The organism is Paenarthrobacter sp. GQ52 (assembly GCF_059759005.1).
Map to the genome: position 1 here is coordinate 686325 of NZ_JCAXEJ010000001.1, position 25092 is coordinate 711416.

Genomic DNA, 25092 nt, shown 5'->3' on the forward strand with positions numbered 1-25092 from the left:
AGAGCGCTAGGCGCGCGCCGGCGTCGAGAGTTCGGTAGCTGCCGTAAGCCCCACCAGTTCCGTCAGTTCAACAACGGCGGGTCGGGAAGCAGTGCTCTTGATCGCGACCGACTGCCCGCTCTTGGCCGATTCCAGCACCGATTCCATGACCTCCAAGGCATGGAAAGCGAGTTGGCCGCCGGCGCGGGGTTCCTGTTCGGCCGGCGTCGTTGCGAGGTCGGCGATTCCAAAGCCTCGCCCTGAATCCACGTAGCCGGCAGAGACGGGGAGCGTCTCCCAATCCTCGGCGCCAAGTGCGAACAACTGCACATCGCCGTCAAAATAATTGGGGTCCGGAACGATCAGCGAACCAGTTTCACCGTGGATCTCAATGTTGGGGCTCTTCGTTTTGACGGCGTCGAAGCTCATGAACAGGGTGGATAGAGCTCCGGACGCATGCACCAGGACTCCGGTGACGTGCGAGTCGATATCCACCGGGACTTTCTGGCCTTCCCTGGGACCCGACTCAATGGTGCGCTCGCTGCGGGTGTGACTGGCAGCGCCCACCACGGAAACCACGGGTCCAAGCAGAGTGACAAGGGCCGAGACGTAGTAGGGACCCATGTCCAGCAAGGGTCCACCCCCCGGTTGGTAGTAGAAATCCGGGTTCGGGTGCCAGCGTTCGTGCCCGGGCGTTGCCATGGTGGCGGTTGCCGATATCGGCGCACCGATCAGTCCGTCGTCGATCGCCTTCCGGGCCGTCTGGATGCCGGTACCCAGCACAGTGTCTGGTGCGCAACCAACAGTAACTCCCGCCGCGGCGGCCGCATCCAGTACCTGCCGGGCCTCCGCGGTGGTGGCAGCCAACGGCTTTTCACCGTAGACGGACTTGCCGGCCGCGATAGCCCTGAGCGCGATGTCGGCATGCGCTGCGGGAATGGTCAGGTTCAGGACGAGGTCAACGTCGTCCGCGGCCAGGAGGTCGTCCACGGTCAGTGCCCGGACGCCCTCGTATGAGTCCGCGACGGCTTGTGCCCGGGCAGGATCAAGGTCCGCAACCGCCACGAGGTTAATGGAATCCAGCCGGCGGAAGTTGGCCAGGTACTGGGCGATGATGGCACCACAGCCGATGACCCCTACATTTAGCGGCTTGCCCACAGCATGCCCCTTTCGATGATGGTGCGGACGTTGCTGTCCTGAAGAATTTCCACGCGGTGACCTGGTGTGCAGACGAAGATCTTTCCTTTGCCCCACTGCCGGGTCCAGATGGCGGGAGAGGTGACTTCACGGTTCCACGGGTCCCACTCGCGGACTTTCTGGGTGGTGGTAGCCAGGACGTCGATGTAGTCGTCGGACAGGACCCAGTACTGTTCCGTGACGAGCTCAAAGTCGCCGATGCCCCGCGTGATCGGGTGTTCGGACGCAGCGGGCAGCATGTCAACGGTGTAAGGGATGTAGTTGTCTGACTGTTCGCCGATCTGCTCGTCAGCATGCTTGCCGGGGTGGCAGGCGAACTGGCCGCCGATCAGGTGCAGGTAGTCGGAGTTGTTGCGGTAGGAATCGGCGATCCCGCCGTGCCAGCCGGCCAGGCCGGTGCCGTTTTCGACCGCAGCGCGCAGGCCCTCGAACTCATCCTTCTCAATGGTGGTCATGGTCATGCATTGCACGATCAGGTCCACGGCGGCCATATATTCGGGGTCGGCGTAGATCTTGGGGGATTCCTCCACGCGGACGTCGTAGCCGTTGTCCTTCAGGTACGGAATGAACAGCTCTGTGGCCTCCACCGGTTGGTGTCCGTCCCAGCCGCCGCGAACCACCAGCGCTGTCTTGTTGTTGCTTGTCATGGTTTCCTTCGTTTTGGGGCGTATCTCATTGAGTCAGGGCTTGTTGCGATCAGCGAGTTGCAAAAGCAGCGTCAAAAGCGGAAGCCGGTGGGCGTATGGCAGCCAGTTCCCGTACCACGCGCAGCGCCTGGGGAGCTCCCACGAGTCGGTCCATTCCGGCGTCCTCCCACTCGATGCTGGTGGGGCCTTCATAGCCAATGGCGTTCAGCGTGCGGAAGATTGGCTCCCACTTCACGTCGCCATGACCGGCTGTGACAAAGTCCCAGCCACGACGCGGATCAGCCCACGGCAGGTGCGAACCCAGCCGACCGTTCCGTCCATTGAGTTGTCTGACCGACTCCTTCACATGGACATGGAAGATCTTGTCCGCGAAGTCCTGGAGGAACATCACGGGGTCCAGGTCCTGCCAGATGAAATGCGACGGATCGAAGTTGAGGCCAAAGTTCTTACGGCGCCCTACCGCGTCCAACGTTCGTTTGGCCGTCCAATAGTCGTAGGCGATTTCAGAGGGATGGACTTCCAACGCGAATCGGACGCCCACTTCGTCAAAAACATCCAGAATGGGATTCCAGCGGTCAGCAAAGTCCTGATAGCCGCGCTCGATCATGGCCTCCGAGGCGGGTGGGAACATGGCCACGCACTTCCAGATCGACGAGCCCGTGAATCCTGTGACCGTCTCTACTCCCAGCCTGGCGGCAGCGCGTGCCGTGGTCTTCATGGCTTCCGCGGCCCGCTGACGGACGCCCTCCGGATCGCCATCGCCCCAGACTGTGGGGCTGAGGATGTCCTGATGACGTTCATCAATGGGGTTGTCGCAAACAGCCTGTCCTGTGAGGTGGTTGGCGATCGCATGGACGGTCAGCTGGTGCTTTTCCAGGATGTCCAGCTTGCCTTGCAGGTAGTTGTCGTCGGTGATGACGCGTTCGGGATCGAGGTGATCGCCCCAGCAGGCGATCTCCAATCCGTCGAAGCCCCACTCTCCAGCAAGCCGTGCCACTTCCTCGAACGGAAGGTCTGCCCACTGACCAGTGAACAGGGTGATGGGTCGAGTCATGTTGCTTCCTTTCACACGTTCTGCCAGCGGCTTGAGTTATCCGCGCTGGCCTCGACGGCGGCCAGGACCTTTTGCACCTGTAAGGCGTCAGCGAACGACGGCGTGGGCTGCTCGCCGGCGCCGATTGCAGTCACGAGGTCCACCACCTGATGCGTGAAGCCGTGCTCATAGCCGAGGCCGTGGCCGGTGGGCCACCAGTTGCCGGTGTAGGGGTGGGAGGGTTCGGTGACCATGATTTTTCGGAAGCCTGCGTCGGGTTCCAACGCGGAATCGTAGAACTGCAGGGAGTTCATATCCTCGAAGTCGAAGGAAATGGACCCCGTGGTGCCGTTGAGTTCCAGGCGCATGGCGTTCTTGCGTCCCAAAGCGAAACGGGTGGCTTCAAAAATGCCGATGGGGCCGGAGGCGCCTCTGTAGCGTGAGCCGGCGACAGCGCCGTCGTCGTGCTTGGCTTCAAAGCGGGCGGTGAACAGCGCTGCGTCGTCCACGGTCACCGGCCCTCGAGGACCATCTCCGCCGCCATGACCCCCAAGGCCAACAAAGTCGCCACCTACCGGGCGCTCCTTCACGAACGTCTCCAGTAGCGCCGAGACTCCGGTGATGTTGAGTCCGGTGATCCATTGCGCGGCGTCGATGCTGTGCGCGCCGATGTCACCCAGGGATCCGGACCCGGACTTGGACTTGTCCAGCCGCCACGTCAGCGGAGCATCCGCATCGCTGAGCCAGTCCTGAAGGTACTGGGCACGGACATGGCGGATCTCGCCCAAGCGACCGTCATCCACCATCCGCTTGGCCAATGCCAGGGCAGGCGTGCGTCGGTAACTGAAGCCGCACATGGAGAACACCCCGCGTTCGGCAGCTGCCTGGGCTACCAGGGTCATCTTTTCGGCTTCCTCCACTGAGTTGGCCAATGGCTTTTCGCACAGGACGTGCTTGCCGGCTTCGAGCGCTGCGATCGCTATCTCCGCATGGGTGTTGCCCGGAGTGCAGATGTCAATCAGATCGATATCGTCGCGCTCAATGAGGCGGCGCCAATCTGTCTCGGCGGAGGCCCAGCCGTATTTGTTGGCCGCTGCCCGTACACCTTCCTCGTTCCGGCCCGCCACGGCGGTCAGTTCCGGCGCGAGCGGGAGGTCGAAGAAGCGGGGCGCGGTCCTCCATGCATGGGAGTGGGCGGCGCCCATGAACGCATAGCCCACCATGCCCACACGCAGGGGTTGAAGGTCTGTCATCGGAAATCCTTTCTACTTGCTGAAGCCCGCGGTCAGGCCGCTGACCAGCTGGCGGCGTCCCAGGACGTAGATCACCAGGATGGGCAGGGTGCTCAGGACCACCGAAGCGAGGACGGCGGGGATGTTGACGCTGAATTCGCCTTGGAACGTCCACAGTCCCAAGGGGAGGACCCGCAGCTCCGGGCTCTGGGTCAGGACCAACGGAAGGAGGAAGCCGTTCCAGACGTGCAGGCCGTTGTAGATGGCTACGGTCACTATCGCCGGCCGCGTCAGGGGGAGTGCCAACCGCCACATGGTTTGCCAGTCGCTGCAGCCATCCAGCCGCATTGACTCGAAGAGTTCGTTCGGAACGTCCCGTATGAAGTTAGACAGGATCAGGACCGTCAATGGTATGGCGAACGCAATGGACGGAAGCATGATGGCCAGGAGGCTGTCGTACAGGTTCAATCGGATGATCATCAGGTAAATGGGAATGATGGTTGCTTGCAGCGGAATCGCCAGGCCCATGAGGAACACGCCGTTCACAAACTTCAAGTACCTGCCGCGGCCACGGACGATCGCGAACGCGGCCATGAAGGAGATCAGTACGGTAGGGATAACCGAGCCCAGCGTGACCATCACGCTGTTCATGAAGTAGGTGGAGAAATTGGCTTCAAGAACAAGCTGGTAGTTCTCCAGCGTCGGCGAGGTTGGCAGGGCCATCGGATTCTGCCCGAAGTAGCCCTCGGAGGTCTTCAAGCTGGTGATGACGATGTAGTAGATCGGAATGATGATGATGGCCAGCCAGATCCAGCCGCCCAGACCGCCGGGGACGTTGAGTCGCTTGAGGCTTGTGCCGAGGCTCTGCTTGGCCTTAGCCGAAGAGTCCGGGGAATTGGCTGATTCGATGGCCGAATCGCCCTTCAGGAGAGTGCTCACCTTACATACCTTCCAATTGGCTGCCCTGTTTGTCCTTGCCTCCGAGGCGTTGGAGGAACAAAGCAAGTGCAAGTCCGATGACGACGAGGATGACCGCAATGACGCTGGCGGGTCCCATGAGGTTGGCCCGGAAGCCGCGCAAGTACATGTCGAGCGCCAGGATGCGTGTGGAGTTGCCCGGACCGCCGCCAGTGAGGACGAAGATGAGGTCAAAGTAAGTCAAGGACCCCACCACCATGAGTGTTGACGAAGTGATGATGGTGTATTTCAGCTGAGGAAGGGTGATGTGGAAGAACTGCTTGATGATCCCGGCACCATCGATTTGGGCCGCTTCGTAGAGGGACTTGGGGATTTGCCGGACGCCACCTTGGTAAATGAGGGTATGAAAAGGCACGAACTGCCAGGCGATCACGAAAACGATCAAGCCCAGCGCCAACTGCGGGACCCCCAACCAGTCCTGAGCCAGGAAAGGGAGCCCCAAGCCCATGGCCAGCCCAAAGTTGGGGTCCAGCAAAGCTTTGTAGGCGATGGCCACGGCGGCCGAGGAAAGTAGCAGCGGTAGGAAGTACAGCACAGCCAAAGCTGCCCGGTAGCGTTGCGTTCCCGCTGTAAAGACTCCGAGCAACAGGCTGATGGGGGTCTGAACGAGCCAGGAAACAATCATGATCAGGAATGTCAGGCCCAGGGAGTTATAGAGATCGGGATCGGCCAGAACCGAGTTCCAATTCTCCATCCCGGCTGCGCCGATCGCGCCAATGCCGTCCCAGTTGGCGAAACTCAGGATCAGTACGCCTATCAGTGGTATGACCGCAAAGACGACAAAGAAGAACAATGCCGGCAGCGTCAGCCAAGCCAGTGCAGACTGCTGCTGCCGTGGCTGCTCGCTTTTCGGCGTGCCGGTCTCCGCCCGATGAGTGGTTGTGATGCTCATTTGCCCAGGGTGGCGTTCATGTTTTCAGCGAATTGCTGCGGGGTGATGGACTTGAGGAAGAGCTGATCGATGTTGTTCAGGAGGGCCTCTGCAGCGGTCGGACTGAGGGCCTGGTCCCAGGATTGCTGGAAATTGGGGGCGTTCTTGCCGAGGTCGTAAACGAAATTCAGGAAGTCCTTGTCCTCGGACGAGGCCAGCTTGTCCTCGATGCCGTTCACGATGGGCACCGAGCCGGAGTTGATGTAGGCGTCGATGACTGTCTCGGTCATGATCCCGTCCTTGAAGAACTTTTTGGCAGTCTCCTTCTCTGCATCCGAGGCCTTGGATGAGATGGACATGTACTGGGCAGGGTTGCCTACGCCGTTCTTGGGATCGCCCTTGCCTCCCGGGACCGTGGGGAAGTTGGCAAAGCCGAGTTTCCCGTCCTGTACGAAGTTCTGTCCGTCCTTTTTCATGGAGCCGTATGTCCAGGAACCTTGGAGCATCATGGCCGCTTTGCCGGTGAACAGCAGGGCCTGATCAGCTTTCGAATCAGCAGTGATGGAGGAGAAGCCCTTGATGAAACCGTCCGCGGAGACGAGTTCCTGGACCTTGGTGCCGGTTTCGATCACTGCCGGATCCATCCAAGCATTGGGTTTGCCTTCGAAAATGGCCTTGAACACCTCGGGCCCGCCAATGCGGTCCAGGAGATACTGCAGCCACATCATGGAAGTCCAACGCGACTGTCCGCCCAGCGAGAAGGGAGCTACGCCCATGTCGTTGAATGTCTTCACGAGGGACATGACGTCGTCCCACGTCTTCGGCGGCTGGGCGCCGGCCTTCTCGAAGAGGTCTTTGTTATAGAACAGCACGATCGGGGCAATGTACTGGTTGGGGAGGGCGTAGATCTTGCCGTTGACCGTGGCTGCTCCGAAGGACGACGGGAAGAACTTGTTCTTAAGCTCCGGGTTGGCCTCGAACCAACTGGTCAAATCCTCTACTTGTTCCGCTTCGGCATACGTCTTCAACGTTCCACCGCCCCAGCCGTAGACAATCGTGGGGGCCTGGCCAGCGCCGATGGCTGTCTTGATCTTCGTCTTGAACGCGTCGTTTTGGAAATACGTCACAGCGATCTTGCTGTCCGGATTGGACGAGCCGAAGGCGTCGACGGCTTTCTGGATGGTGGTCTGATTCGGTTCTCCGGAGAGGAACCACATGCTGGCTCCTCCGCCCGCGCCGCCGGGCCCGGAGGTGCCACAGGCGCTGGTTGCCATTACTGCAAAGGGCGTCACGGCCGCGAGGGCGAGGAAAGAACGCCGGGATGATTGGAACTGCTTCATTGCTTCTCCAGGGGTAGTCGCACTGCTGAGCAAGCTTCGGTGCTCACTTCCGAAACGTGCCTAGCTCCGAAAAATGTCGAAATATTTCGCCAACATGATTTAGGTCACGGTCCAAACTAAAGGGTGTCCGGCAGTCCGTCAAGCGATTTTCCACGGCAAGTTTGTGCTCATCTATGAGCAAGAAATTGAAGTTTAGATGGAGTCGAGTCATACTCAAGAGACATCGAAATATTTCGAAAGCAGGAGTGCCGTGGATCGTGACGCCCGCCCATCCAAACTGACCCTTGCGGCCGTCGCTGCCGAAGTGGGTGTTTCGGCACCCACCGTGTCCAAGGTCGTCAACGGCCGAGAGGATGTGGCTGAAGCTACTCGTGCCCGGGTGATGGCGGCGCTTCAGCGCACGGGTTACAAGTCACCGCTGCAGCGCAAGAGCGCCCCGGTGCACCGTGCGGTTGAAGTAGTCTTCGACTCCTTGAATTCGGCCTACGGGGTGGAAATCCTGAACGGCCTGATGGAGCAGGCCGCGGTGTCCGACATGGAGGTGATCCTCTCCATCACCGGACGGCAGGCTGCTTCGTCCTTGGGCCCCGAAGCGCGGGCCCAGCGTATGCTCGACGAAGGCCGTGCCGGCATGATCGTGGTGACCTCCGCATTCGGCTCCGCCCAACTTGAGGCCTTCAACCGCAGGCAGATTCCCATCGTGGTGGTTGATCCGCTGAATCCACCGCCTGCTGACGTCTTCAGCGTGGGCGCGAGCAACTGGGCTGGAGGTAAGGCGGCGGCATCTCACCTGCTGGAGCTGGGGCACAGAAAGATCGCCTATATCGGCGGCCCGTCCGCCGCGGAGTGCAGCCAGGCCAGGCTGCACGGCTACATGGCTGCCCTGATGGCCGCCGGAATATCGGTAGACGACGAGTACGTTTCCGCCGGCCCCTTCAAACCGGAGAACGGAGTCCGCGGCATGAAGGCACTGCTGGCCTTGGAAAATCCGCCCACTGCCATATTTGCTGCCAGCGACAGCATCGCGCTGGGCATCCTCGCCGAGGCACGGCGGCAGAACGTGCGGATTCCTGAAGAAATGAGCTTGGTGGGCTTTGACGGAACGCCCCAGGCGGAGGAATCAGTGCCTCCGTTGACGTCCGTATCGCAGCCGCTGCAGGAGATGGGGCGCTCCGCCCTGAGTTTCATCCTTCGGCAGATGCGTGGTGAAGACATCGATTCCCGCAGGGTTGAACTGGCCACCCACCTAGTGGTTCGCGAGTCCACGGCCCCGCCGCGATAGTCGCACCGGCATCAGGCGGGCGTCGAACGCTAGGGCAGCCGCCGCCGTCGAGGACTAAGCGAGAGCGGCGGGATCGCGTCATAGAGCAGCACCCGAACCCAACGCTCGCCCGTCTCGCGGAACTCCGCGCGGCTGGCGAAACGGTAGAGGTAGCTGCGCGCCCTCACCCAGTGGGGGCGTTCGCCGTCGAACGGGTCATGGCGCAGCAGTCCAAGCGTGGGCTTGTCGGACTCCAATAATCTGTGCAGGAACATATAAAACCAGTCCTCGTGGACGGTCCGCAGCGGCAGGAACCACATCAGCCAATCCAAGCGCAGGTGGTACGGCGCCCATTGCCGGGGGAGTCGCCGCACGTCGCCGGGCTTGCCCTTGAAGCCGTACTCAAGCCAGTGCTCGTCCGGTGCGTCCGGCTCCTCAGCCAAGGTGCCCTCCACTACGATCTCGATCCGTTGCTTGGTCACCGTCCCAAAAGCCCCGTAGGCGTTCACCAAGCGCCACCGGTTGAAACTGGCGTTCATTAACTGATGACTGGAGAACAGGTTGAGGAGCGGCCGGTAGCTGAACACCAGCAACAGAACAGTGACAAGCACGACGACGGCGAGCCACCACGCCGGGGTAGCGGCACCTTGGTGCCACTCCAGCGGGATGAACGGAAAAACCGCATGGGCCACGGGATCACTGACGGCCGCGAAAGCCAGGACGATCGCCACCCAGTTCAGCCAGGCAAAGTTTCCGGTACCCACCAACCACAGCTGCGTCACGATGATGATGCCGACGGCAATGCTCGCCAGCGGTTGAGGCGCGAACAGGAAGAACGGCACTACCAACTGCGCGAAATGGTTGCCCACCACTTCCACCTTGTGCAGCGGACGCGGCAAAAGGTGCGCCTGCCTGCTGAGCGGGCCTGGCATTGGCTGTGTTTCATGGTGATAGAACATCGCCGTCAGGTCGCGCCACTCGCGGCCGCCCCGGATTTTGATCATTCCAGCACCGAATTCAAGCCGGAATACCAACCACAGAATGAGAATGAGGATGGTTGTGGGCGGCGGAGTCTGGTCCGAGCCAAGGAATGCCACCGTGAATCCGGCCTCAAGGAGAAGAATCTCCCAACCAAACCCATAGAACGTTTGGCCGACGTTAACGATCGACATGTAAAGGAACCAGAGGGCGAGGAAAGCGAGCATAGGCAGCCACGGAGGACCCATTTGGGGGAGGCCGGCCACCAGCAGGATGGAAACGCTGATCCCCGTCCAGCACACGGCCTTGAGCAGCGCGTCGGAGTAACGCCACTGGAACAGTGTGGGCCTGGCCAGCTTGCGGGCCATGTCCAGGAAAGCCGGTACAGGCAACAGACCGCGCTCGCCGAGGAGTGCCGGGAACTGGTTCAACGTCGAGAGGAACGCAACTGCAAAGAGCGCGGCGGTGCCGCGCTGCAAGACCTGCCGGGCGAACTCGTAGTCCCGCGCATCAAACCAGGACATCCATTCCACGATTCCACGGTACGCGCGGGCGTGCGGGGGTCAAGCGGTACCGGTTTTCCACTTATGCCCGCTTCCGTTCGCGGCCCCCGGTGGCGACTGGGATACTTAAGTAATGCAGCCGCGCAAGATCGTCATCCTCGGGTCCACCGGTTCCATCGGCACACAAGCAATTGACGTCGTCGATGCCGCCCCACACCGTTTCGAGGTGGTGGCCCTCAGCGCCGGCGGAGGAAACCTTGAACTCATTGCGCAGCAGGCCGTCCACACCAGGGCGCAAGCCGTGGGCATTGCGCAAGGGGATCCAGGAGAGCTTCGGCGACTGATCGACGCCCAGGCCGCCATTGCTGGTGTGCAGGACTTTGCTCCGGAGATTTTTGTTGGTCCTGACGCTTCGTCGGTCATTGCAGCCATTGAGTGTGACGTGGTCCTCAACGGCATCACCGGGTCCATCGGACTGGCCCCAACCCTGGCCGCGCTCGGCACGGGGGCCACCCTGGCACTTGCGAACAAGGAATCGCTGATTGTCGGCGGTGCCCTGGTCAAAGCCGCTGCCGGCCCCGGCCAGATAGTGCCCGTCGACTCCGAGCACTCCGCCATCGCCCAATGCCTCCGTTCGGGCACGGACAGGGAAGTTGAAAAGCTGATCCTGACCGCGTCAGGCGGCCCTTTCCGCGGCCGCACACGGGAACAACTGCACAACGTCACACCGCAGGAGGCGCTCGCCCACCCCACCTGGGACATGGGCCTCATGGTCACCACAAACTCAGCCAGCCTGGTCAACAAGGGCCTTGAAGTCATTGAGGCCCACCTGCTGTTCGACGTTCCCTTGGACAGGATCGATGTGGTGGTCCACCCACAGTCGGTGGTCCACTCCATGGTCCAGTTCGTGGACGGATCCATCATTGCCCAGGCATCGCCCCCGGACATGCGGCTGCCGATTGCGCTCGGGCTGGGCTGGCCGGACCGTGTTCCCCACGCTGCCCAGGCATGCGATTGGACCCAGGCGACCAGTTGGACCTTCGAACCGCTGGATACCGTGGCCTTCCCAGCAGTGGACCTCGCCAAGGACGCTGCCAAGCAGGGCAGTACGTTCCCCGCGGTGTTCAACGCGGCCAACGAGGAAGCCGTAGAGGCCTTCCACTCCGGTCGCATCCGCTTCACGGACATTGTGGATACCGTTGAATCCGTCCTCAGCGAACATTCAGGCTCTTTTGAGCTAACAGTGGAGTCCGTGCTGGATGCTGAGAAGTGGGCACGCGCCCGTACCCTTGATCGTTTAGCCAGCAGCGCCCTGTAGCTCACAACCCTTATGGAAGCAGTCCCACCGGCATGAGTCCCGTCCTTCTCTTCATTCTCGGAGTCGTCTTCGTCGCGATAGGCGTAGCTGTTTCCATTGCGCTTCACGAGGTGGGCCACCTGGTGCCTGCCAAGTTGTTCAAAGTGCGCGTCACCAAGTACATGATTGGTTTCGGACCCACCTTGTGGTCCAAGAAGAAGGGCGAGACCGAGTACGGCTTCAAAGCGCTTCCGTTGGGCGGCTACGTGTCCATGATCGGCATGTACCCGCCGAACAAGGAAGACGGCGCTGTCCGCCCCTCCAGCACAGGCATGTTCCAGACGCTCGCCACTGAGGCGCGCTCCATGGCGCACGAGGAAGTGGGACCCGGGGACGAAAACCGCGTCTTCTACAAGCTTCCTGTGTGGAAAAAGATCATCGTCATGCTCGGCGGTCCTGCCATGAACATGCTGATCGGGTTGATTTTGCTGGCTGTCCTGCTCATGGGCTTCGGCATGGCCACAGCAACCACCACCATCGCGGACGTTTCCAAGTGCCAGGTGGCCGCAGGGGAGACCGTGGACCCCGACTCGGCCGATTGCAAGCTGACTCCCGCCGCGGCTGCGGGCCTCCAGCCGAACGACACCATTACTTCCTTCGACGGAAAAGCCGTCACCAGCTGGGACGAACTCACCAGCTGGATCCGTGCGTCCGCCGGAAAAGACGTGCCCATCACCGTGGAGCGCAACGGATCAACGGTCGAAACCACAGTGACGCCCGTACTCTCCTCGCGGCCTGTGGTCGGTGCCGACGGCCGGCCTGAGCAGGACTCCAATGGGGTGCTGAAATACCAGGAAGTCGGATTCCTTGGGATCGGGGCCCAAAGCGAACTGGTTCCCCAGCCGGCGTCGGCCGTTCTGCCCATGGCTGGAGAGAACATCAAGCAGATATCCGGTGTGATCTTCAACCTGCCGGCCAGGGTGGTTGGTGTGGCGAAAGCGGCCTTCAGCGAAGAGCCCCGCGACCCGAACGGACCCATCAGCGTGGTGGGTGTAGGCCGGGTTGCCGGTGAAGTCGCGGCCATGGAACAGGTACCCATGCAAGCCCGCATTGGCACCCTGATCGGGTTGCTCGCCGGGCTCAACTTTGCCCTGGCGATCTTCAATCTCATCCCCCTCCTGCCCCTCGACGGCGGCCATGTAGCAGGCGCGCTCTACGAAGGGGCCCGACGCCGGGTGGCCAAGCTCCTGGGTAAACCGGACCCGGGCGCGTTCGATATCGCCAAGCTGCTGCCAGCCACTTATGTGGTCGCAGCGCTGCTGATGGCCATGGGCGCCCTCCTGATCTATGCGGACATCGTGAAGCCCGTGAACATTTTCGGCTGAGTAGGCGGGATAGGCTAGCTCCATGACTGTTTTCGCTGTTGAGTATGTATACGTCGCCGAATCCGACGCCCTCCGCGATGAAGCCCGCCCCGCACACCGTGCCTGGCTCGGCGACCTGGCCGAGGAAGGCAAACTGCTTGCCAGTGGCCCTTACGGTGACGGTGCAGGCGCCCTGCTGATCTTCAAGTCCGCGGACGAAGCCGAACTCAATGACCTCCTCAAGCAGGATCCGTTCGCCGAAGCCGGAGTTGTCGCCGGCATCCGCACCACGGAATGGGCGCCTAACACCGGCGTCCTGGCTGCCTACGCGTCCTAGTCCGGACGTTCTCCACCACAACGATCCACCCCAACCCAAGGAGTCCACGTGACCTCGGTCAGCCTGGGAATGCCAGCAGCCCCACCGCCCGTTCTTGCCCCGCGCCGTAAGACGCGGCAGATCAAGGTAGGGTCCGTTGGCGTCGGTTCTGACTCGCCCATCAGCGTGCAGTCCATGACCACCACGCCCACCACGGATATCAACGCCACGCTGCAGCAGATTGCTGAGCTGACGGCTTCAGGCTGCGACATTGTGCGTGTTGCCTGCCCGTCAGCCGACGATGCCGAGGCTTTGCCGATCATTGCCCGCAAGTCCCAGATTCCCGTGATTGCGGATATCCACTTCCAGCCGAAGTACGTATTCGCCGCAATCGAAGCCGGATGCGCCGCGGTTCGCGTTAACCCTGGCAATATCCGCAAGTTCGATGACCAGGTCAAAGAAATCGCTGCAGCCGCGCGTGACCATGGAACATCCATTCGGATCGGCGTTAACGCGGGCTCCCTTGAACCCGGGATCATGAAGAAGTACGGCAAGGCCACCCCGGAGGCACTTGTTGAGTCCGCAGTCTGGGAAGCCTCGCTGTTCGAAGAGCACGGTTTCCATGACTTCAAGATCTCCGTTAAGCACAACGATCCTGTGATCATGGTGGCCGCGTACGAGATGCTGGCCGAGAAGGGCGACTGGCCCTTGCACCTTGGCGTGACCGAGGCCGGACCGGCATTCCAGGGCACTATCAAGTCGGCAACGGCTTTCGGTGCGCTCCTGTCCCGCGGCATTGGCGACACCATCCGTGTTTCCCTCTCGGCTCCGCCAGTGGAGGAAATCAAGGTGGGCAACCAGATCCTGCAATCCCTGAACCTTCGCCCGCGCAAGCTCGAAATCGTCTCCTGCCCGTCCTGTGGTCGCGCGCAGGTGGACGTGTACACGCTGGCCGAGCAGGTAACCGCAGGTTTGGAAGGCATGGAGATCCCGTTGCGCGTAGCCGTCATGGGTTGCGTCGTTAACGGACCCGGCGAGGCCCGTGAAGCGGACCTCGGTGTGGCCTCCGGAAACGGCAAGGGCCAGATTTTCGTGAAGGGCGAAGTCATCAAGACTGTGCCTGAGAGCGAAATTGTTGAGACACTGATCGAAGAGGCCATGCGCATCGCCGAAGAGATGGGGGAGGCCGATGGCGAAGATGCTGTCAAGGGTAGCCCCGTGGTTAGCGTCTCGTAACGAGAACGGGTTGGGAGTCAGGGTGCTCGGCAGTGCCGACACCCTGGCTCTTCGCGCCCTGGCCAGGGAAGACGTGGTAGCCAACGTTTTCATCCTCGCCCACTTGGAAAGCACCGGAACAGCGGCGCCCACCAGCGGCGGTGCCTGTATATTCGGAGTCTTCGACGGCGGTACGCTCCTTGGCGCGTGTTGGGCGGGAGCCAACCTGGTGCCTGTGCAACTCGATCCCGGCCTGGCGGGGTACGTGGCCAGTGCGGCCCACGACACAGGCCGCCGCTACGCGTCCATTTTTGGTCCGGCGGAAACTGTTTTGGCCCTCTATGCGCGGTTCGAGCAATTGGGGCACGGTGCCCACGAAGTTCGCTCCCAGCAACCGCTACTCACCATTTCCAGCCCACCGGTTATCGGCGCCAATCCTGCCCTGACCTTCGGCACCATGACGGACTTTGATCGCATCCTGCCCGCCTGCGCAGCCATGTTCGAAGAAGAAGTCGGCTACTCGCCTTTCCTGGGAGGGCAGGAGTTCTACAGCAGGCGCGTCGCAGGCCTTATTCGTGAGGGCCATTCCTTGGTCCACATCGATGCCAACGGCACTGTGGTCTTCAAAGCCGAGTTGGGTGCAGTCACGCGGGACGTCACTCAGGTTCAAGGCGTGTGGATGAACCCCGAATTGCGGGGCCGCGGCCAAAGCGGTGGCTACATGGCCGCCGTCGTGAATCTCTCCCGAACCTTCGCCCCGGTGACGAGCCTCTACGTGAATGACTACAACGCCAAAGCCCGCGCCACGTATGAGCGCGTCGGCTTCGAACAAGTGGGCACCTTCGCGACGGTCCTGTTCTAGCCACAACTGACAGCTACTTGGACGAGTCAAGGTCTCCTGTGAGGTAGCGCTGGATGTTTGGTGCGACGAAGCGGACCACGTCTTCCTGATCCGCCGAGGCCAGGGGCTCGAGCCGGATCACGTAGCGGACCAGCATGAGCCCCACAACTTGCGTGGCCACAAGATTGCCGCGCACGCGTACTTCTTCGGGCGAACCGGGCAGCCCCGCCATGATCCTGGACAGAATGGTGCGGTTCACCATTTCGCGCATGAGTGCCGTCTTGGCCTTGGAGCCGATGGTTCCCCGGACAAAGGCAACCAGGCCATGCTGGGCCGGGCTTTCCCACAGCCGCAGCACTGCCCGGACAATCGCTTCCGCCCTTACGGCCGGGTCCAGGGTTTCGACGCCGGCAAGAACCTCGGCCGGGTCGGCGGGCAGTTCCACGCTGGCGGCAAAAAGCTCGTCCTTGCCCCCGAAAAAGTGGTGGACCATGGCCGGATCCACCGACGACTCGCGGGCTACTTGCCGCAGGCTCGTTCCCTCGAACCCCTGTTCAGCGAACAGTTTCCGTGCAGCTGCGAGGATGGCTTCCCGCGAATGATCTCCTGCATTTCGGCGGCCCCGACGCGCCTGCGGGAGGCTCATCGGGTTTGCCGCCGAAGTGTTAGTGATGCCAGGACCAGGACTCCAACAACAATCCCGCCCATGATCAGGGCGTCTTGCCACATTACCGACGTGGCGTCGGCATTTCCGGCGATCTCCTTCAGGGCATCCACGGAGAACGTGAGCGGCAAAACACCGGCGATTGCTTCCAGGACCTCGTTCATATCGTCCCGGGCCACGAACAAGCCGCACAACAGGATCTGGGGCACCACCACCACCGGCATGAACTGCACGGCTTGGAACTCGGTGCGGGCGAACGCTGAACACAACAACCCCAATGCGACGCCCAGGACGGCGTTGATGACAGCGATCATCACCACCAGGCCGGGACTTCCTTTGATGTCCAGATCGAAAATCCAGTAAGCCACCGCTGTCGCCACCAAGGACTGCAGGGCGGCCATGATGGAGAAGGCCACGGCATAGCCGAACAGCAGGTCCGCCTTGTGGATCGGGGTGGTCAGAAGGCGTTCGAGGGTCCCGGAGGTGCGTTCCCGAAGCATGGTGATGGACGTGACCAGGAACATGACCACGAAGGGGAAGATCGCCAACATCATCAGGCCCACGCGATCGAAGGTGCGGGGGAACCCTGGTGGAAGGGTTTCGTTCTCGAAGAGGAAATAGACCGCGGTCAGGAGCAGCGCCGGGACCACGAGGATCAATGCGACGCTCCGGTGGTCGTGCCTCAGTTGTCGCAGGACCCGGGTGGCGGTGGCAAATGTCATGCGGAGATTCACGGGGTCACCTGGCTCTCTTCCTGGCCACGATCGGCGGCTTTGATGATGGTAAGAAACGCCCGCTCAAGATCTTCGCTCCTGCCGCGTTCGGCCAGCTCTGCGGGAGTCAGTTGCGCCAGGAGCAGGCCATCGCGCAGCAGCAGCAGTGACGAGCAGTGGGATGCTTCCTCCATGACGTGGCTGGACACCAGCAGGGTGGTTCCGCCAGCAGCCATGGCGGCGAAACGCTCCCACAACTCGGCACGGAGTACGGGATCCAGCCCCACAGTGGGCTCGTCCAGGATCAGGAGCCGCGGATGGGCCACCAGCGCACAAGCAAGGGACACCCGGCTGAATTGCCCGCCGGACAGGTCCGCCGCCTTCTGGCGGGCAAACTCCTGAAGCCCGACGGCGGCAATTGCCTCCGCGGCGTCAGCCGCCGTTGCGCCGTGCATGGCTCCGAAGTACCGGACGTTCGCTTCGACGCTGAGGTCTCCATAAACGCTCGCGCCTTGGGTGACGTATCCGACGTCGTGCCTGAGCGGTGCGCTGCCTGCCGGCTGGCCGAGGACGGTAACGGTTCCCCGAGTGATCCGCTGGACGCCGACGATTGCCCTCATGAGCGTCGTTTTGCCGCTGCCGGAAGGGCCCAGAAGCCCGGTGATGCGACCGGCGTCAACCGTGAAGTCCAGGCCTCGCAGGATCTTGGTGCGTGAACGGGCGACATGAAGTCCGGTCGCCTCGACGGCCGATGGTGCGTGTGTCATGAGGGCCTCCGATGGCTCCATTAATTCACCAACTGATGAATTAAAATTAGATCCAGCGAAGATGCAGGTCAAGGGGCCCGCCAGAGAAGGCAGTCCTTGAAAATGTGTCTGCTATCACATAGGTTCTTCCCAAGCCGTGTCGTTGGGGTGCGGGTGGTACAGGGGGAGTCATGACCAAGACCTTGAAGGGCGCCATTGGCGGCCGTGCCATCCGTGTTTTCGGCAGTGACCAATACCTCCCAGCCGCAGGCGATCCCGTTCCGCTGGAGGGAACGGCGATCTAGTCCCAGGACAGAGTCTGCGGCCGGCCGGCCGCTGAGCCACGCCATCGCAGGATGACCAGCCGGTTGCGGCCAGGGGCTTCCAAACGCGACGGCGTGGCTCTTCTGTGTTCAGGCTGCCCGAACGTCATGCGGCCCGGTTCAAGCGGCCCCGCCGTCAGCCGGTAGATTAGTAGGCAGTTGTTTTTGCCACATCTGCCATAGAAACGGATACGTACCCGTGGTCCTTCGCCTTTCCCAGCTGTTCCTGCGCACCCTGCGTGAAGATCCCGTCGACGCCGAGGTCGCAAGCCACAAGCTCCTGGTGCGCGCCGGCTACATCCGCCGCGCTGCACCCGGTATCTACACGTGGCTGCCGCTGGGGCTGAGCGTCCTGCGGAAGGTGGAGGAGATCATCCGCCAGGAGATGTCCGCCATTGGTGCCCAGGAAGTCCACTTCCCTGCGCTGCTTCCCCGCGAGCCCTATGAGGCCACGAACCGTTGGACCGAATACGGCGAAGGCCTGTTCCGCCTCCAGGACCGCAAGGGCGCGGACTACCTCCTTGCCCCCACGCACGAGGAAATGTTCACGCTCTTGGTCAAGGATCTGTACTCCTCGTACAAGGACCTGCCGCTGAGCCTCTACCAGATCCAGAACAAGTACCGCGATGAAGCACGTCCGCGGGCAGGACTCCTCCGTGGCCGCGAGTTCATCATGAAGGACTCCTACTCCTTCGACATTGACGACGCCGGCTTGGACGCAAGCTACGCCGCCCACCGCGGTGCTTACCTGAAGATCTTTGCGCGCCTGGGCCTGGAAGTCATTCCTGTTGCCGCCACCGCTGGTGCCATGGGTGGCTCCAAGAGCGAGGAATTCCTGTTCCCCACCGAGATCGGCGAGGACACGTTCGTACGCTCGGCCGGCGGCTACTACGCCAACGTTGAAGCCGTGACCACCGTGGTTCCGGACGATATCGACTTCACCAACGCTCCGGCCGCTGAGGTCCTGGACACCCCGAACACCCCCACCATCGATACTCTGGTGGACGCCGCCAACCAACTCGCTCCCCGAAGCGAGGCCGACGGCGGCGCCTGGACTGCCGCTGACACGCTCAAGAATGTTGTCCTGGCCGTCACGCTGCCCACGGGTGAGCGCCAGATCGTGGTTATTGGCGTTCCTGGCGACCGCGGCGTAGACCTCAAGCGCGTGGAAGCCAACATCGGATCCCACCTGCCCATCGCCGGTGAAATCGGCCTCGAGGCTGCCAACGAAGAGGACCTCAAGAAGCTGCCGTGGCTGGTCAAGGGCTACATCGGACCGGGACTGTCCCTCGACGAACCCGTCCTTGGCCTTGAAGGGTCCTCCAAGGTGCTCTTCCTTGTGGATCCCCGCGTTGTCTCCGGCACCAGCTGGGTGACCGGTGCCAACGCTGACGGCAAGCACGTCTTCGGGTTGGTCGCCGGCCGCGACTTCACATGGGACGGCGTCATTGAGAGCACTGACGTGCGTGCGGGCGATCCCGCCCCGGACGGTTCCGGACCGCTGGAAACCGCGCGTGGCATCGAAATGGGCCACATCTTCCAGCTCGGTCGTAAGTATGCCGAGGCCCTGGACCTGAAGGTCCTGGATCAGAACGGCAAGCAGCAGGTTGTCACCATGGGCTCCTACGGCGTTGGCGTGACGCGTGCTGTCGCGGCGCTGGCCGAAGCAAACCATGACGACCGCGGCCTCGTGTGGCCGCGCTCCGTGGCTCCGGCAGATGTGCATGTCGTGGCAGTCGGCCGTGGCGATGAGATCTTCGATACCGCTGAAAGGCTCTCGGCTGAGCTCGAAGCTGCCGGCTTGGACGTCATTTTCGACGACCGCCCGAAGGTATCTCCCGGCGTGAAGTTCGGTGACGCCGAACTCGTAGGTGTGCCCACCATCCTGGCCGTTGGCCGCGGGCTGGTAGACGGTGTGGTTGAAATCAAGGACCGCCGCAGCGGCGAAGCCGAGAACATTTCGGTGGACAAAGCCGTGGATTACGTGGTCAACGCTGTACGAACCCGGTGATTTCCGGCTTCGAATCGATCCAGCTCACCACACTCATCCTGATTGTGGTGGCCGGATTCGCGGCAGGCTGGGTTGACGCCGTAGTTGGGGGCGGGGGACTGATACAGCTCCCCGCCCTGCTGCTGGTCCCCGGCATCACGCCGGTCCAGGCCTTGGCCACGAATAAGATGGGCTCCATCTTCGGGACCACCACAAGCGCGGTCACCTACTATCGCCGCGTCGGCCCGGATCTCAAGACCGCGATTCCCATGGCGGTCATCGCACTCGCCGGGAGCTTCGGTGGGGCCATCCTTGCTGCGTCTCTTCCGGCCAGCGTCTTCAAACCGATCATTGTGGTGGCGCTGATCGCCGTCGCTGTTTTCACGGCCTTGCGTCCCGGCGCCGGTGAACTGACAGCCCTACGCCACGATGGCCATAAGCACTACGTGGTGGCCTGCCTTATTGGCGGCGTCATCGGCTTTTATGACGGCCTGATCGGCCCCGGTACTGGCTCGTTCCTGGTGATTGCCCTCGTTTCGGCGATGGGCTACGCCTTCCTCGAGGCCAGCGCCAAAGCAAAAATCGTCAACATGGCAACCAACGCCGGAGCCTTGATCTTCTTCCTGCCGCACGGCTCATTGCTCTGGGGCGTGGGACTGGTCCTGGGCCTGGCAAACATGGCGGGGGGCTATCTCGGGGCCAGAACCGCCGTTGCGAAGGGAAGTAAATTCGTGCGCCTCGTTTTCCTGGTGGTGGTGGCGGCGCTGATCATCAAACTTGGCATGGACGTCTGGAATGAGAACTTCGCAGCGTAGCAGCGCTGCGCATGGCAGGACCTTGGGATCAGGCCGCTTCGCCGGGATCGGGGAGATCATGGGCCGATGGCAAGGTGTCCAGTGTGCTGCCGGCGAGGGTGCTGGCGACCCATAGGGAGCGGGCAAGGTCACCGCCGTGAGGTACAGAACGCTTGGCGGCATACCACAGAGCGTTTTGCACCTCTCGGGCGATGCTCCATTGCCGGGCAACCTCAGGGTCCAATCCAGCCGCTTGGCTGAAGTCATGGCACCGCTCCAGCAACCCGGCCTCCGGGTCGGTCCGCGGAAAGTCCTGGATGCGGTTCCACAGGATGGGGGCGACGGCGAACTCCGCTTCGCCTATCTGTGGCTGGGGATCTATGGCCAGATAATCTCCGCGGAGGGACAGTCTTTCGGCAGTTGTGGTGGCAAGGATATTCATGAAGTGAAGGTCGGTGTGCACCAGGACATCAGTGCCGGAACGGCGTCCCACGGCTCCACGCGTCTGGCACACCTCCAGTGCCGCTTCAAGGAGCCACCTCGGGAAGGGGCGGTCAAGGCGCTCCCATTCTGCAGGGAGCTCATCGCTCCACCGCTCGGCGGTTGCCGCAACATGGTCGAAAGCCCGCCACTCAAGTCGGTCATCGGGCTGGATGGAGAGCTCGCGCATGATGGTGCCCCATACGTCCCTGGCTTCGTCCAACGGGGCGTCCTGGAGCCAGCGTGAGGCGTCCAGGCGTTCAAGCAACATGGAGCAACTTGCGTCGTCGGACGCCAGGAGGCGAACCGCGCCGCGGCCATTCCAAAGCGCCAGCGCGTGGCGCTCCACCAGAGCTTCTTCATGGGGGAAAGCGATCTTCAGTGCTGCGGGTGCGCCGCTCTGAAGAACAGGCACCACCAAGGCTCCGTGACCGTTCCAGGGCTCAGTGCCTGGCGCCAGGTCCACTGATAGCTGCCAGCGGTCCAAAGCGGCCGCGATAAGCCCCGGGAGGCTGGCCAGCCAATCCCTGCCCGCGGAGTCGCGGTTGTACCGGGCGTGGAGGTCGCCTGGAATGGGAATAATCGCGTGAAGGGTCACGCCAACAGCCTAACTCCGAGTCAACGCGAGCCTCCTAGAAAACGCCGCTCGCGCCCAACAGGGTTCCGATCGAGTATGTAGCGGCCAGCGCCAAAGCACCGCCGAGCACTACCCGGACTGCCGCGCGGAAGCGGGAAGCGCTGCCTATCCAAGCACCAACGGCGCCGGTGATTGCCAAGGCCAGGAGAACTGCGATGAACGTCAAAGGGACCCGCAACTCCGGGGGAGGAAGCAGGATGGCCAGCAGAGGTAGCACCGCTCCCAAGATGAATGCCACGGCAGAAGCCAGGGCTGCGTTCCAAGGACTGACGATGTCGTCCTCATTGATATTCAGCTCGGCCGAGAGGTGGGCGGCCAACGCGTCGTGTTCGGTCAGTTCCTGCGCAACGGCCCGGGCTGTCTTGGTGCTGAGCCCCTTGGCCTCGTAGATCGCGGCCAGCTCTTCGAGTTCATCCTCCGGTTGCTCCGCCAGTTCTCGTTTTTCTTTTTCGATCAACGCTTTTTGGGTGTCGCTTTGGCTGCTGACTGACACGTATTCACCCAAAGCCATGGAGATGGCGCCACCCACCAAGCCGGCCGTGCCTGCGGCGAGGATGCTGCCAGTGCTGGTCGTGGCGCCTGCTACACCCACCACAATCGCGGCGACGGACACGATGCCGTCATTGGCACCCAGGACTCCTGCCCGCAACCAGTTCAACCGGTGGGCCAGATCGTCCCGGTGAGGTTCGTTCTCGTGTGTGGTGGCAGTTTCTGTGGAAGCCATGCATCAAGCCAAGCACTGGCAATCCGCCCTGACCAGCATGGCTAGGCTGGCCTATCCGCCGTTGGAAGAGGAAGTGGGTGTAGTGGTGGGCTTGGGCAGGGAAGGCAGCTCGCCGGCGTCGAGCATGAGTCCTGGCAACGCAGGCAGGGGCGCGCCCCAGGCAGCGCTCCTCCGGGCAGCGGCCAGGAGGCCGTCAACGGCCCACGTCCGGGTCTCGTCCGTAGACAGGGCAACCAGGTCACCGAGGCGAGGCAGGGAAGCAAGTTCAACGGAACCCAGGAAAGCGGCCGGGTCTTGGGCGAATTGTTCCGGCAGCTGGTAGCCCGCCTCGCCTGGAGGTGCGTCCGCGCAGTTGGCGCTGGTCAGCGATTCTGCCTGCTGGAGCAATACCTCGTGCATTTGCAAGTACTTGGCAGCAGCCGCCGAGTTCGAAGCGTCCAGCCGCTTCAGCGCCACCTGGTAAACGTAGATCGCTTCCTGCTGCGAGCGAACCACCGCAGCCAGGGCGGTGTCGGTAGTGGCGGAGGTCGGCTCCGGGGTGGGGCTGGCTGACGGACAGGAGGCCGCAAGGGGCGTTGCCGCAGGAGCTTTGGTGCCTGCTGCTGTTGGCTGCTGTGGCATCGGTAGCTGCCACTTCGCAGCCAGCCTTTCCGCCTGAAGCAGTTGCGCGGTTCCGACGGCGGCGAGCAGGCGGGCGATCCCGCCGTCGGCTTCGCGGGCGTCGTCGAGTCGCTTCCGGCCGCTGCCGGCCAACCCGGCCAGGAAAGAGGTGCGGCTGGTTGGTGTGGCTGCAGTTTCCTGACCAGCAATGGCCGAACTGCCGGATGACGTGGCGCGCGGCGCAGCGGCGTGAGGGCCCTGCAAGGCCTGCGCATGGGTTGTCAGCAAAGTCACAGCGTTGCCGAGCGTCGAATTTCCGGCATCAGGAGCCGGCATGTCCGCCAGCTTGGCGGCCGATTCCCGCAGCAGGAGCGTGTCCTCCAGCGCCACGACGCGGGCCTTTTCGGAGAAGGGAACCGCCGGGGGAGTGCCGGAATCACGCGGAATAAGTACCATTCCGGTGCCCGCAACAAGCAGCGCCACCACGGCAACCAGCAAAACCCGGCCCCAGGGTGGTGTTCGTCTTTTTTCGCTTGTCTGCCCGTTCACAACAGACCATGGTGTCACGTGGGCAGGGAAGTCCGTGCACCATGTTCCCGGGAAAATCGTTAGGCTAGTAGTCACAACAACATCTAAAGGGAGGCGGCGGGCAACGTGAGTGACTCGGAAGCCACGACTTCAACAGACCGTTCTGAATCGAACTCAGCGGCCACCATCCACAACCCGGAAGAGAGCAGGCTTAGGGCGCTGCTTGAACCGGCCGTCCTTGCCAGCAGGCTCTACCTCGAGGATGTTTCCATCCACGTTGCCGGTTCACACCGCACGGTCCACGTCGTCGTGGACCTTCCGCAGGAAGAGACCGGCGGCGTCAGCCTTGACGCCATCGCTGAAGTCTCCCGCGGCCTGTCCGATATTCTGGACAACGATCCCCATGACGACGGCCGTCCGTACGACCTTGAGGTTTCTTCCCCGGGAGTAGGCCGTCCCCTGACAGAGCCGCGTCACTGGCATCGCGCCCGCGGCCGCATGGTCAGGGTCAACGTCATCCAAGGGGATAACCTCCTGGGCCGTATCGCATCGGTTGGGGATGATGCCGTGACGCTCATCCCCGAGCATGAGGTCAAAAAGGGCATGAAGCCCAAGCAGGGCGAACCCATCACTATTCCTTTCGACAGGATCCGCCAAGGAAAAGTCGAGATTGAATTCAGCCACCTCCACGAGGCTGCGCTGGAAGACGAGCACAACGGACCTTCCGAGGAGGCCTAATGGATATTGACATGAGCGCACTGAGACTCCTGGAGCGTGAGCGTGAAATCCCGCTGGATCTCCTGATTCCCACCATCGAGCAGGCGCTGTTGGTGGCGTACCACAAGACGCCCGGCGCCTTCGAAAAGGCCCGCGCTGAACTGGACCGCAAGAGCGGTCACGTGACTATCTGGGCGACGGAAATCGACGACGACGGCGAGCCCATCGGCGAGTTCGAGGACACCCCGGCCGGTTTCGGCCGCATCGCCGCAAGCACCGCGCGCCAGATCATCCTGCAGCGCCTTCGCGACGTGGAAGACGATAACGTGCTGGGCGAATTCAAGGGCCGTGAAGGCGAGCTTGTAGCCGGCATGATCCAGCAGGGCAACAACCCGCACATGATTCAGGTCAACCTGGGAGCTGTGGAAGCGTTGCTGCCGCCGCCCGAGCAGGTTCCGGGTGAGAAGTACCTCCATGGAAGCCGCTTGCGTGCCTTTGTGGTGGATGTACACCGCGGGGCCAAGGGACCATCCATCACGTTGTCCCGCTCGCACCCCGGCCTGGTCCGGAAGCTGTTCGAAATGGAAGTTCCGGAAATTGCGGACCACTCCGTGGAGATCGTGGCCCTGGCCCGCGAAGCCGGTCACCGCACCAAGATCGCAGTGAAGGCAAACACTCCCGGCGTCAACGCCAAGGGTGCCTGCATCGGTGAAATGGGTTCCCGTGTCCGGGCTGTCATGACCGAATTGAACGACGAGAAGATCGACATCGTGGACTTCAGTGATGACCCCGCGACGTTCATTGCCAACTCGTTGTCGCCGTCGCGAGTGAATTCCGTCACTATCACGGACGAAGCCACCCGCTCCGCCCGCGTGGTTGTGCCTGATTACCAGCTTTCACTGGCGATCGGGAAGGAAGGCCAGAACGCCCGACTCGCAGCCAAGCTGACGGGCTGGCGCATTGATATCGTCTCGGACGCGGCTCCGGCCAAGACGGACTAGCGGTTCAACCGGCGGCCGTGCCGCCGGTTCTGCGCCGCGCTGGTGGCTTACTTGGTTTCGGGAGACCGGGGCCGGGGGGCTAGACTAGATGGAACCGGGCTTACGTCCGGTATCCGCGCGCTT

General features: G+C 62.3%; 24 protein-coding genes. 10 read left to right on the forward strand and 14 right to left on the reverse strand.

Annotated elements, in window-relative coordinates:
- Window positions 1-6 precede the first annotated feature (6 nt).
- The 7 genes from AC6CH8_RS03015 to AC6CH8_RS03045 are packed head-to-tail and all read right to left on the reverse strand — an operon-like array spanning window position 7 to window position 7277.
- Window positions 7-1137, reverse strand: coding sequence for a Gfo/Idh/MocA family protein (locus AC6CH8_RS03015; protein WP_498188582.1), 1131 nt, complete (start codon window positions 1135-1137; stop codon window positions 7-9).
- On the reverse strand, window positions 1122-1823 hold the full coding sequence (locus tag AC6CH8_RS03020) for a ThuA domain-containing protein (protein WP_498188583.1): 702 nt from the start codon (window positions 1821-1823) through the stop codon (window positions 1122-1124). Before AC6CH8_RS03020 ends, AC6CH8_RS03015 begins: the two co-directional genes overlap by 16 nt.
- 49 nt (window positions 1824-1872) lie before the next feature.
- Window positions 1873-2877: a sugar phosphate isomerase/epimerase family protein gene (locus AC6CH8_RS03025; RefSeq protein ID WP_498188584.1), complete on the reverse strand. Its 1005-nt coding sequence runs from the start codon at window positions 2875-2877 to the stop codon at window positions 1873-1875.
- An 11-nt stretch (window positions 2878-2888) separates the two neighbouring features.
- Entirely contained in the window at window positions 2889-4109 is a 1221-nt protein-coding gene (locus AC6CH8_RS03030; protein WP_498188585.1) for a Gfo/Idh/MocA family protein, read from the reverse strand.
- A 12-nt stretch (window positions 4110-4121) separates the two neighbouring features.
- The gene (locus tag AC6CH8_RS03035) at window positions 4122-5027 is read right to left on the reverse strand and encodes a carbohydrate ABC transporter permease (RefSeq protein WP_498188586.1); all 906 of its coding nucleotides are present in this window, start codon (window positions 5025-5027) and stop codon (window positions 4122-4124) included.
- 1 nt (window position 5028) lies between these two features.
- Window positions 5029-5958 carry a carbohydrate ABC transporter permease gene (locus AC6CH8_RS03040; RefSeq protein WP_498188587.1) on the reverse strand — a complete coding sequence of 310 codons (930 nt, stop codon included), beginning with the start codon at window positions 5956-5958 and terminating at the stop codon, window positions 5029-5031.
- Window positions 5955-7277 carry an extracellular solute-binding protein gene (locus tag AC6CH8_RS03045; protein ID WP_498188588.1) on the reverse strand — a complete coding sequence of 441 codons (1323 nt, stop codon included), beginning with the start codon at window positions 7275-7277 and terminating at the stop codon, window positions 5955-5957. The genes AC6CH8_RS03040 and AC6CH8_RS03045 overlap by 4 nt, the downstream gene beginning before the upstream one ends.
- Window positions 7278-7527: 250 nt before the next feature.
- On the opposite strand from AC6CH8_RS03045, the gene AC6CH8_RS03050 reads away from it, so the two are divergent.
- Entirely contained in the window at window positions 7528-8559 is a 1032-nt protein-coding gene (locus tag AC6CH8_RS03050) for a LacI family DNA-binding transcriptional regulator (protein WP_498188589.1), read from the forward strand.
- Between the two features lie 29 nt (window positions 8560-8588).
- On the opposite strand, the gene AC6CH8_RS03055 is transcribed toward AC6CH8_RS03050, so the two are convergent.
- Window positions 8589-10049 carry a lipase maturation factor family protein gene (locus AC6CH8_RS03055; RefSeq protein ID WP_498188590.1) on the reverse strand — a complete coding sequence of 487 codons (1461 nt, stop codon included), beginning with the start codon at window positions 10047-10049 and terminating at the stop codon, window positions 8589-8591.
- Between the two features lie 103 nt (window positions 10050-10152).
- Between AC6CH8_RS03055 and dxr the strand changes: the two genes are divergently transcribed.
- Genes dxr through AC6CH8_RS03080 form a run of 5 tightly spaced genes read left to right on the forward strand, consistent with a single transcriptional unit; the run spans window position 10153 to window position 15073 of the window.
- Window positions 10153-11337 carry a 1-deoxy-D-xylulose-5-phosphate reductoisomerase gene (dxr, locus tag AC6CH8_RS03060; RefSeq protein ID WP_498188591.1) on the forward strand — a complete coding sequence of 395 codons (1185 nt, stop codon included), beginning with the start codon at window positions 10153-10155 and terminating at the stop codon, window positions 11335-11337.
- 32 nt (window positions 11338-11369) lie between these two features.
- The gene (locus AC6CH8_RS03065; protein WP_091466419.1) at window positions 11370-12701 is read left to right on the forward strand and encodes a M50 family metallopeptidase; all 1332 of its coding nucleotides are present in this window, start codon (window positions 11370-11372) and stop codon (window positions 12699-12701) included.
- 22 nt (window positions 12702-12723) lie between these two features.
- Entirely contained in the window at window positions 12724-13017 is a 294-nt protein-coding gene (locus tag AC6CH8_RS03070) for a YciI family protein (RefSeq protein WP_054808403.1), read from the forward strand.
- A 48-nt stretch (window positions 13018-13065) separates the two neighbouring features.
- Window positions 13066-14232 (forward strand): flavodoxin-dependent (E)-4-hydroxy-3-methylbut-2-enyl-diphosphate synthase, encoded by a 1167-nt coding sequence (gene ispG, locus AC6CH8_RS03075; protein WP_011774258.1) that lies wholly within the window; start codon window positions 13066-13068, stop codon window positions 14230-14232.
- Complete coding sequence (locus AC6CH8_RS03080; protein WP_498188665.1) at window positions 14195-15073, forward strand: GNAT family N-acetyltransferase; 879 nt, start codon at window positions 14195-14197, stop codon at window positions 15071-15073. Before ispG ends, AC6CH8_RS03080 begins: the two co-directional genes overlap by 38 nt.
- Before the next feature lie 13 nt (window positions 15074-15086).
- Here AC6CH8_RS03080 and AC6CH8_RS03085 read toward each other — a convergent pair whose 3' ends face one another.
- Genes AC6CH8_RS03085 through AC6CH8_RS03095 form a run of 3 tightly spaced genes read right to left on the reverse strand, consistent with a single transcriptional unit; the run spans window position 15087 to window position 17196 of the window.
- A complete protein-coding gene (locus tag AC6CH8_RS03085) occupies window positions 15087-15698 on the reverse strand; it encodes a TetR/AcrR family transcriptional regulator (RefSeq protein WP_498188592.1) in 612 nt (203 codons plus the stop codon).
- Window positions 15695-16438 (reverse strand): ABC transporter permease, encoded by a 744-nt coding sequence (locus AC6CH8_RS03090; protein ID WP_091466422.1) that lies wholly within the window; start codon window positions 16436-16438, stop codon window positions 15695-15697. Before AC6CH8_RS03090 ends, AC6CH8_RS03085 begins: the two co-directional genes overlap by 4 nt.
- Before the next feature lie 8 nt (window positions 16439-16446).
- Window positions 16447-17196 (reverse strand): ABC transporter ATP-binding protein, encoded by a 750-nt coding sequence (locus AC6CH8_RS03095; protein ID WP_498188593.1) that lies wholly within the window; start codon window positions 17194-17196, stop codon window positions 16447-16449.
- Window positions 17197-17697: 501 nt separating this feature from the next.
- On the opposite strand from AC6CH8_RS03095, the gene AC6CH8_RS03100 reads away from it, so the two are divergent.
- Together AC6CH8_RS03100 and AC6CH8_RS03105 are read left to right on the forward strand one after the other, a co-directional pair.
- Window positions 17698-19509: a proline--tRNA ligase gene (locus tag AC6CH8_RS03100; protein ID WP_091466425.1), complete on the forward strand. Its 1812-nt coding sequence runs from the start codon at window positions 17698-17700 to the stop codon at window positions 19507-19509.
- Entirely contained in the window at window positions 19506-20303 is a 798-nt protein-coding gene (locus AC6CH8_RS03105; protein ID WP_091466426.1) for a sulfite exporter TauE/SafE family protein, read from the forward strand. Before AC6CH8_RS03100 ends, AC6CH8_RS03105 begins: the two co-directional genes overlap by 4 nt.
- A gap of 28 nt (window positions 20304-20331) precedes the next feature.
- Here the strand turns inward: AC6CH8_RS03105 and AC6CH8_RS03110 are convergent, their stop codons facing one another.
- Genes AC6CH8_RS03110 through AC6CH8_RS03120 form a run of 3 tightly spaced genes read right to left on the reverse strand, consistent with a single transcriptional unit; the run spans window position 20332 to window position 23347 of the window.
- Window positions 20332-21360, reverse strand: coding sequence for an aminoglycoside phosphotransferase family protein (locus AC6CH8_RS03110; protein ID WP_498188594.1), 1029 nt, complete (start codon window positions 21358-21360; stop codon window positions 20332-20334).
- A 34-nt stretch (window positions 21361-21394) separates the two neighbouring features.
- Window positions 21395-22123 carry a VIT1/CCC1 transporter family protein gene (locus AC6CH8_RS03115; RefSeq protein WP_498188595.1) on the reverse strand — a complete coding sequence of 243 codons (729 nt, stop codon included), beginning with the start codon at window positions 22121-22123 and terminating at the stop codon, window positions 21395-21397.
- A gap of 51 nt (window positions 22124-22174) precedes the next feature.
- Window positions 22175-23347, reverse strand: a complete 1173-nt coding sequence (locus tag AC6CH8_RS03120) for a DUF4439 domain-containing protein (protein ID WP_498188596.1) — start codon at window positions 23345-23347, stop codon at window positions 22175-22177.
- Between the two features lie 30 nt (window positions 23348-23377).
- Between AC6CH8_RS03120 and rimP the strand changes: the two genes are divergently transcribed.
- Window positions 23378-23989 carry a ribosome maturation factor RimP gene (gene rimP, locus AC6CH8_RS03125; RefSeq protein ID WP_178996349.1) on the forward strand — a complete coding sequence of 204 codons (612 nt, stop codon included), beginning with the start codon at window positions 23378-23380 and terminating at the stop codon, window positions 23987-23989.
- Window positions 23989-24969, forward strand: a complete 981-nt coding sequence (nusA, locus tag AC6CH8_RS03130) for a transcription termination factor NusA (RefSeq protein ID WP_091466435.1) — start codon at window positions 23989-23991, stop codon at window positions 24967-24969. The genes rimP and nusA overlap by 1 nt, the downstream gene beginning before the upstream one ends.
- Window positions 24970-25092 lie beyond the last annotated feature (123 nt).

Coding starts and splice junctions, on each gene's coding strand:
- AC6CH8_RS03020 (WP_498188583.1), bottom strand. CDS start 1,823: ATGACAAGCAACAACAAGACAGCGCTGGTGGTTCGCGGCGGCTGGGAC.
- AC6CH8_RS03025 (WP_498188584.1), bottom strand. CDS start 2,877: ATGACTCGACCCATCACCCTGTTCACTGGTCAGTGGGCAGACCTTCCG.
- AC6CH8_RS03030 (WP_498188585.1), bottom strand. CDS start 4,109: ATGACAGACCTTCAACCCCTGCGTGTGGGCATGGTGGGCTATGCGTTC.
- AC6CH8_RS03040 (WP_498188587.1), bottom strand. CDS start 5,958: ATGAGCATCACAACCACTCATCGGGCGGAGACCGGCACGCCGAAAAGC.
- AC6CH8_RS03045 (WP_498188588.1), bottom strand. CDS start 7,277: ATGAAGCAGTTCCAATCATCCCGGCGTTCTTTCCTCGCCCTCGCGGCC.
- dxr (WP_498188591.1), top strand. CDS start 10,153: ATGCAGCCGCGCAAGATCGTCATCCTCGGGTCCACCGGTTCCATCGGC.
- AC6CH8_RS03065 (WP_091466419.1), top strand. CDS start 11,370: ATGAGTCCCGTCCTTCTCTTCATTCTCGGAGTCGTCTTCGTCGCGATA.
- AC6CH8_RS03070 (WP_054808403.1), top strand. CDS start 12,724: ATGACTGTTTTCGCTGTTGAGTATGTATACGTCGCCGAATCCGACGCC.
- AC6CH8_RS03080 (WP_498188665.1), top strand. CDS start 14,195: ATGCTGTCAAGGGTAGCCCCGTGGTTAGCGTCTCGTAACGAGAACGGG.
- AC6CH8_RS03085 (WP_498188592.1), bottom strand. CDS start 15,698: ATGAGCCTCCCGCAGGCGCGTCGGGGCCGCCGAAATGCAGGAGATCAT.
- AC6CH8_RS03090 (WP_091466422.1), bottom strand. CDS start 16,438: ATGACATTTGCCACCGCCACCCGGGTCCTGCGACAACTGAGGCACGAC.
- AC6CH8_RS03095 (WP_498188593.1), bottom strand. CDS start 17,196: ATGACACACGCACCATCGGCCGTCGAGGCGACCGGACTTCATGTCGCC.
- AC6CH8_RS03115 (WP_498188595.1), bottom strand. CDS start 22,123: ATGGCTTCCACAGAAACTGCCACCACACACGAGAACGAACCTCACCGG.
- nusA (WP_091466435.1), top strand. CDS start 23,989: ATGGATATTGACATGAGCGCACTGAGACTCCTGGAGCGTGAGCGTGAA.